Raw genomic sequence first — 510 nt, 5'->3', positions numbered from 1 at the left:
CCTGGCTCTCCGCGCACCTCCCGGCCGAGACCGCCGCCGGGATCTGGGACCGGACCACCGCGGCCGCCCGCGCCCTCCAGGGCCCGCACGAGGCCCGGACCCTGCCCCAGCTCCGCGCCGACATCGCCGCCACCTGGCTCCTCACCAACAACGCCGGCACGGGTGCGGGCGGCGCCACGGCTGCGGGTGCTGGCGGGGGTGTGCCGTCGCCGCGGGCACAGGTCCTGGTCACCGTCCCGGTAATGTCCCTGCTCGGCGCCGCCGAGGAACCGGCCGTGCTGGACGGGTACGGGCCGATCCCGCCGTCGATGGCCCGCCGCCTCGTCGCCGACGGCGCCGAGTCCTTCTACCGGGTCCTGACCGACCCCCGCGACGGCGCCCCGCTGGAAATCGGCCGGACCCGCTACCGCCTCACCACAGCCCTGCGGCAGTGGCTCCGGCTCCGCGACGGCCGATGCCCGTTCCCCGGCTGCAACAACCCCTCCCTGGACAACGACGCGGACCACCTCC

Annotated in this window: 1 protein-coding gene; it reads left to right on the top strand. The window is 76.7% G+C overall.

What is annotated here, in order from left to right; genetic code table 11:
• The coding region (locus tag AB4Y72_RS19695) for a DUF222 domain-containing protein (protein ID WP_441427815.1) at positions 1–510 on the top strand (510 nt) is incomplete at both ends.

The organism is Arthrobacter sp. YAF34 (assembly GCF_052113245.1).
Classification (GTDB): Bacteria; Actinomycetota; Actinomycetes; order Actinomycetales; family Micrococcaceae; genus Arthrobacter.
The sequence above is the reverse complement of the archived record's forward strand: the minus strand, read 5'-3'. Positions and strand labels throughout refer to the sequence as shown.